The following is a 6,488-nucleotide window of genomic DNA, read 5'->3' as shown; positions in this document are numbered from 1 at the left end:
AGCCCTTGGTTACTTGGGGCTCTTCCAAGTGACTCGCTGTAAAAGCGAAACCAATAGCCGCCGTTACCGCAGAAACGGATATGTACACCATCGAAAAACCAGGCGCCTGACACACAGTCATCGCGAGCGGGCTCACTCCTACAAGAGTTACGCTCAGCCCAGCAGTTTCTCCAATTGCGCAACGGTATCCACCGCACCCAGCGTTTTCGCAGCATCCAACGCCGAAACCCCATTGGCATCCTTGGCCTTCGGATCCGCCCCTTTGCTGATCAGGTAATCAACGATTTCCACGCGATTGAACATCGCCGCCATCATCAACGCCGTACGACCGTCAAACGATGCACCTTCCACCAGCGCACCGCCCTCGACCAACGCCTTGACCACCGCCAGGTCCCCTTTGAACGCCGCGCCGGCAATCGGGCTCTGGCCATTGTCGTTGCGGATTTCCGGATCGGCCTTGTGCTCAAGCAGCACTTTCACTGTGTCCACATGGCCGTGGTAAGCGGCCAGCATCAGCAACGTGTCACCCTTGTGGTTGCGCAGGTTCGGCGGCAGGCCTTTGGTCAGCAGCGCAGCCATCATCGCCGCATCACCCTCGCGCGCCTTGTTGAAAACCTGTTCGGCAAATTCGGCGGCTTCTTCGGGGGTCATCTGGCGGCTTTGATCGGACATTGGAAACTCCACTTACAGTTATTCGCAAAGCCGACAGTTTCCCGAGCGCCCCCGACACTGTCACTTGTTTTTTCTCAAGGCACGCCATAGCCACAATCAATAGCGGTACTTGCCGCCGTGAATATCCACCAGCAATTGTTCGTCGACTTGCACGTAAGTGTCAGTACCCGGCAGCCAGGCATAGATCGGATCGTCGCCGGTTTTGCCAGGGTCGAAGGCTTCGTCCTTGAGCCGGGTCTTCTGGTATTTGAAGGTGCCGGTGGTCTCCATCTTCACTTTCACCCGCAGGAACAGCGGCACCGCATACGCCGGCATTTGCTCACGGGCGAAGGCCAGCAGCTCGCTGAAATCCAGGGTCGCCAGGGACTCGGCGGGCGTGATCGCCGCCATCCCGGCGCGCCCGTTGGTGTTGCGGACCTCCACGCCATAAGCCACGGCTTCGGAAATGTTCGGGTGTTGCAGCAGGATGTTTTCGACCTCGGTGGTCGAGACGTTTTCACCCTTCCAGCGATAAGTGTCCCCCAGGCGGTCGACGAACTGCGCGTGACCAAAACCGATGTTGCGCAGCAGGTCACCGGTGTTGAAGTAACGGTCACCCTTCTCGAACACGTCGTGCAGCACGACTTTTTCAGTCTTCTGCGGATCGGTATAGCCATCCAGCGGCGCCTTGTCGTCGATCTTCGCCAGCAACAGCCCCTGCTCCCCCTTCACCACCTTGCGCATGAAGCCGTTGGCGTCCCGCGTCGGCGCGCCGCTGTCATGGTCATAGGCCGCAAGCTCCCAGGACATCAGGGAAAACCCGACGGTGTTGTCGAAGTTGAGGATGTTGGTGAAACCGATATTGCCGTCGCTGGCCGCGTACAACTCGCAGATGTGGTTCACGCCAAAGCGCGTCTTGAATTCGTGCCATGCGCCGGGGCGCAGGCCGTTGCCGATCATTTTCGTCACGCCGTGCTTGTTGTCCTCGGCGCTGGGCGGTTGATCCACGAGGTAGCGGCACAATTCGCCGACGTAACCGAGGGTGGTCGCACGGTAATTGCGCACGTCGCTCCAGAACTGGCTGGCGCTGAACTTGCGGCGGATGGCAAACCCCGAGGCGCCGCTGATGGCCGAGCCCCAGCACACGCACAATCCGGTGGCGTGATACAGCGGCAAGGTGCAATAGACGATGTCTTCGGGGCGCATGTCCAGCGCGATCAAACCAAAACTGGCCGAGCTGCGCATCCAGCGCCCATGCTTAAACACCCCGGCCTTGGGCAGCCCGGTGGTGCCCGAGGTGTAGATGTAGAAACACGGGTCGTCGAGGAAAACCTGCTGACTGCTGGCAGGGTTGTCGCTGGGGCTGTCGGCAATCGCGGTCATCAGGTTGATGAAACCGTCGGGCGCAACGCCCGGTTGGCTATAGGTGTCCTGGTCGGCGACGAACCAGGTGCGCGCCGCGTCGATCGAGACCCGTTCGCGCACTGCCGCAAACGCCGGCACCAGCTCCTCACCGACAATGATCGCTGCCGGCGCCACCAGGTTCAGGCTGTGGGCCAGGGTATCGCGGGTTTGAGAAGTGTTGAGCAAGGCACTGATCGCCCCGACCTTGGCCACCGCCAATATGTTCACCAACAGCTCCGGGCGGTTTTCGATGAACACCGCGACCACGTCGCCCTTGCCGATGCCTTGGGCAATCAGGTGATGGGCGATGCGATTGGCCCATTGATTGACTTGCGAGTACGTGAGCACCACCGCGCCCTGGAGCAAGGCCGGGCCGGCGGGATTGCGCAACGTCGCTTGTTCGAAGCTCCAGCCCAGGCCACACGGTTGGGTCGGGTCCTTGACGTTGGCGGCCTTCATGCCTTTCACCACCCGGGGGATGGCTTTGGCAATGGACGGCAGCTTGCGGAGCATCATGCCCCAGGTAATCGTGTCGTTCGTCGTGCGGCTCATGGGTGCTCCCGTTCGATCTTTTTATTGTCGGGCGACGGTGATTGAGCCCGAAAATACGTCAACGGTTCTTGAGCTGTACACGCGGTTTTTGAAATGTTTTGTATCCGCGAAAAACGCGAACCCGGAGGATGTGAATGGTTCCATCGAACCGACATCGACCTCGCAAAATGCAGGATGCACGATGGCCATTCATGCAGATTGCACGAAAGCAAAAAATTGGCTTTAACTTAACTTATTGATTTATAACGATTATTAAAAAATCAGGTGCTGGCACAATCACTGCAACTACCTCTGCATGCTTGCCATTCAAGCGCTTACGGAGCTGATAGACATGAACCTGATCCAGGAAAAATTTTCGTCCCTGTTCTCCAACTTCGAAGTCACCACCCAGCCACGTCCCGACGGTGGCATTCTGCTGACCTTGCGCAGCAGTGAAGGCAGAGTCTTCAAGCGCTCGGTTTCCTACCAGCAGTTGCATGCCGGTGATCAGCTGTCGTGGGTGATCAGTGCGATCCGCCGTGACCTGGCCGAACAGGCCAGCGAGTTACCGCAGATCTCCATGCTGCAAAGCCAACAGCGCTTTGCGCTGCCGACGTATCACTCGGCATAAACCGTTTCAACGCTGCAAACAAACAGGCCGTGAAAGCTTTCGCTTCACGGCCTGTAGGAGCCGGCTTGCCGGCGATGGCGTCCGCAAGATCGCTATCGCCGGCAAGCCGGGCTCCTACAGGTCATGCGTGAATCCTGAAATTCAAACATATCCACGATCCGTAGGAGCCGGCTTGCTGGCGATGGCGTCCGCTAGATCGCCATCGCCGGCAAGCCGGCTCCTACAGGGGGTTGTGTATGTATTACAGGATGGAAGGGTTGATCCGGGCGAAGCTGTCCACAGTCACATGCCCTGCCAACTCCCCGCCTTCACGCGCCAGTCCGCAGGTTGCCATACCCGCCGTGCGCGCCGCGTCCAGCTCTTCGACGATGTCCGATAGGAACAATATCTGCGCCGCTTCAAGGCCGATGGCCTGGGTGATGCGCTGGTACGACTGCGCTTCACGCTTGGGTCCCGACGTGGTGTCGAAATAGCCGCTGAACAACGGCGACAAATCCCCCGCCTCGGAGCAGCCGAAGATCAGTTTTTGCGCCTGAATCGAACCCGAGGAATAAACAAACAGTTTGAAACCTTGCTGATGCCAGCGCTTGAGCGCTTCAACGGCGTCCGGGTACACATGACCTTTCAACTGCCCGGCCTGATAGCCCTGCTCCCAGACCATGCCTTGCAACGCCTTCAGCGGCGTGGCTTTGCGGTCTTCGGCGATCCAGCCCAGGAGAATCTCGATGACACGTTCGACATCGGCGTCCGGCTCATGGCTATCCCGGCGCACGGCGTGCAGTTGCTCCGCCACATCGGCGCGTGCGGCGTGCTGGCGAACGAAGTCCGGCAGGTGTTTGGCGGCGTAGGGAAACAGCACGTCGAACACAAAACTCACCGCGCTGGTGGTGCCTTCGATGTCGGTGAGAATCGCTTTGATCGGCATCGAATCAGTCCTCAAGACGCGGGAAGCGGCTGGCGATGTCTTCGCCGGTGAAATTGGCCACCCAGCCTTCCGGGTTGTTGAACAGCCGGATCGCGACGAAATGCGGATGCTCGCCCATGTCGAACCAGTGCGGCGTGCCGGCCGGTACCGAGATCAGGTCGTTTTTCTCGCAGAGCACGGCGTAGACGTAATCGTCGATGTGCAGGGTAAACAAGCCACGGCCGGCGACGAAAAATCGTACTTCGTCTTCGCCATGGCGGTGCTCGTCGAGGAACTTGGCGCGCAATTCGGCTTTTTGCGGATGATCGCTGTTCAGGCTGACCACATCGACGGTGATGTAACCGCGTTCGGTCATCAGCTTGTCGATTTGCTCCTGGTACGCGGCAATCACTTCTTCCTGACTGGCGCCGGGCTGGATTTTCGCCGCCGCTTGCCAGCGGTCGAAGCGCACACCCTGCTCGGCCAGGGTCGAGGCGATGTCTTCGAAATGGGTCAGCACCTTGTTCGGAATGTCAGGGCTTGAGACATGGTAGACGGACAGGCTGCTCATCAGGGCAACTCCTTAACGGTTTAGGATCGAACGCGTCTTCAACTCGCACTCGAACAAAAATTCAAAGGCCTCGATCTGCCGCAACGCATCACTCATGCGGGCGCCCCAGGTGTAGAGGCCATGACCGCGAATCAGATAGCCGACGCAATCGGGATGGGCTTCCAGCCAAGGCTGCACCTTGGCGGCCAAGCGCGCAATGTCCTGATCGTTGTCGAAAATCGGTACACGCACCCGGGATTCGTGGGTCGAGATGCCGCTGAAAGCCTTTTGCAGCTCGTAGTCTTCGAACTCGATGAAATCTTCCGGCGTCAGTCGCGACAGCACCGTGGCGTTCACCGAATGGGTGTGCAGCACCGCGCCGATCTCCGCACGCCAGCTATAGAGCTGGGTGTGCAACAAGGTTTCGGCGGACGGTTTCTTGCCCGGTTCCAGACTGTTGCCCGACAGATCAGTGGCCAGCACATCGTCGATGCCCAACTGGCCTTTGTGCTTGCCGGACACGGTCAGCAAGGCTTCGCTCGGCGACAGTCGGGTCGAATAGTTGCTGCTGGTGGCCGGCGACCAGCCGCGGCCATACAAAAAACGCCCGGCGTCGATGATTTCCTGGGCGAGGTGTTCACGGGTCAGGCTCATGGCCGGTCCTCTTGCATACGTGTGGCAATGATAACGGCAGCCGCGAAGGCCGCCAGACTGGCAATACTAAAGGTGAACGAGGCCCCAAGGGCATTCCAGCTGTAGCCGGAGTACAACGCGCCCAGTGCGCCGCCGGTGCCGGCCAATGCCGCGTATAACGCCTGGCCCTGCCCTTGCTGGCGCGCACCGAAGCTACGTTGCACGAACTGGATGGCAGCGGCGTGAAAGCTGCCGAACGTCGCCGCGTGCAACACCTGGGCAAACAGCAGCACCGATAAAAATTCAGCGAGCGACCCCAGCAGCAACCAACGCAGCGCCGCCAGCAGGAAACTCGCCAGCAGCACCCGGCGCACGGAGAAGCGCGCAAGGATCTTGCTCATGGCCAGAAACATCAACACTTCGGCCACCACGCCAACTGCCCAGAGCAGGCCGATCAAGCCACGGCTGTAACCCAATCGCTCAAGGTGCAACGTCAGAAAGGTGTAATACGGGCCGTGACTCATCTGCATCAGCGCCACGCACGCGTAAAACGCCAGCACACCGGGGCTGCGCAACTGCTTGAGAAACCCGTCAGCCGCCAGTCTTTCACTCTGGACCGGTTGCGCGTTCGGCACCCACAGGCTGCTGACGACGATCCCGGCCATGATCAGCACCAACGCCACCGGGTAGATGTCGAGGCTGAGCCATTCGAACAAGCGGCCGAGCGCGACCACGGTGATGATGAAACCGATGGAACCCCACAACCGGATCTGGCTGTAACGGGACGTCTGCCCTTTCAGATGCGCCAGGGTGATGACTTCGAACTGCGGCAACACCGCGTGCCAGAAAAACGCATGCAACGCCATGACCATCGCCAGCCAGGCGTAGGTTTTGCTGACGAAAATCAGCGAAAACGTCAGCAGCGTGCAGACCGCGCCAAAGCGCACGATGGCCAGGCGCTGGCCGGTGTAGTCCCCGAGCCAGCCCCAGATGTTTGGCGCGACGCAACGCATCAGCATCGGGATCGCCACCAGTTCGCCGATGCGCGCGGCAGAAAAACCCAGGTGATCGAAGTACAGCGCCAGGAACGGCGCTGTCGAACCGAGCAAGGCGAAATAGAACAGATAGAAACTGGAAAGCCGCCAGTACGGGAGCGCCGCCACGACCGTCAGGCCGCAGCGGCT

General features: G+C 59.7%; 7 protein-coding genes. 1 reads left to right on the top strand and 6 read right to left on the bottom strand.

What is annotated here, in order from left to right:
- Positions 1-153: 153 nt before the first annotated feature.
- Both PMI32_RS09660 and PMI32_RS09665 read right to left on the bottom strand, forming a co-directional pair.
- The gene (locus PMI32_RS09660; RefSeq protein ID WP_008031507.1) at positions 154-672 is read right to left on the bottom strand and encodes an ankyrin repeat domain-containing protein; all 519 of its coding nucleotides are present in this window, start codon (positions 670-672) and stop codon (positions 154-156) included.
- A gap of 96 nt (positions 673-768) precedes the next feature.
- On the bottom strand, positions 769-2,607 hold the full coding sequence (locus tag PMI32_RS09665) for a long-chain-acyl-CoA synthetase (RefSeq protein WP_008031505.1): 1,839 nt from the start codon (positions 2,605-2,607) through the stop codon (positions 769-771).
- 331 nt (positions 2,608-2,938) lie between these two features.
- On the opposite strand from PMI32_RS09665, the gene PMI32_RS09670 reads away from it, so the two are divergent.
- Positions 2,939-3,217 (top strand): DUF3509 domain-containing protein, encoded by a 279-nt coding sequence (locus tag PMI32_RS09670; RefSeq protein ID WP_008031503.1) that lies wholly within the window; start codon positions 2,939-2,941, stop codon positions 3,215-3,217.
- Between the two features lie 241 nt (positions 3,218-3,458).
- Here the strand turns inward: PMI32_RS09670 and mtnC are convergent, their stop codons facing one another.
- The 4 genes from mtnC to PMI32_RS09690 are packed head-to-tail and all read right to left on the bottom strand — an operon-like array spanning position 3,459 to position 6,467.
- On the bottom strand, positions 3,459-4,142 hold the full coding sequence (gene mtnC / locus PMI32_RS09675) for an acireductone synthase (RefSeq protein ID WP_008031501.1): 684 nt from the start codon (positions 4,140-4,142) through the stop codon (positions 3,459-3,461).
- A 4-nt stretch (positions 4,143-4,146) separates the two neighbouring features.
- Positions 4,147-4,692, bottom strand: coding sequence for a 1,2-dihydroxy-3-keto-5-methylthiopentene dioxygenase (locus PMI32_RS09680; protein ID WP_008031498.1), 546 nt, complete (start codon positions 4,690-4,692; stop codon positions 4,147-4,149).
- A 12-nt stretch (positions 4,693-4,704) separates the two neighbouring features.
- Positions 4,705-5,325: a methylthioribulose 1-phosphate dehydratase gene (locus PMI32_RS09685; RefSeq protein WP_008031496.1), complete on the bottom strand. Its 621-nt coding sequence runs from the start codon at positions 5,323-5,325 to the stop codon at positions 4,705-4,707.
- The gene (locus tag PMI32_RS09690) at positions 5,322-6,467 is read right to left on the bottom strand and encodes an MFS transporter (RefSeq protein ID WP_008031494.1); all 1,146 of its coding nucleotides are present in this window, start codon (positions 6,465-6,467) and stop codon (positions 5,322-5,324) included. The genes PMI32_RS09685 and PMI32_RS09690 overlap by 4 nt, the downstream gene beginning before the upstream one ends.
- Positions 6,468-6,488: the final 21 nt, after the last annotated feature.

Origin of the sequence: Pseudomonas sp. GM60 (genome assembly GCF_000282415.1) — a bacterium.
Classification (GTDB): Bacteria; Pseudomonadota; Gammaproteobacteria; order Pseudomonadales; family Pseudomonadaceae; genus Aquipseudomonas; species Aquipseudomonas migulae.
Note: the sequence above shows the minus strand (reverse complement) of the source record. Positions and strands in the feature narration are given on the sequence as shown.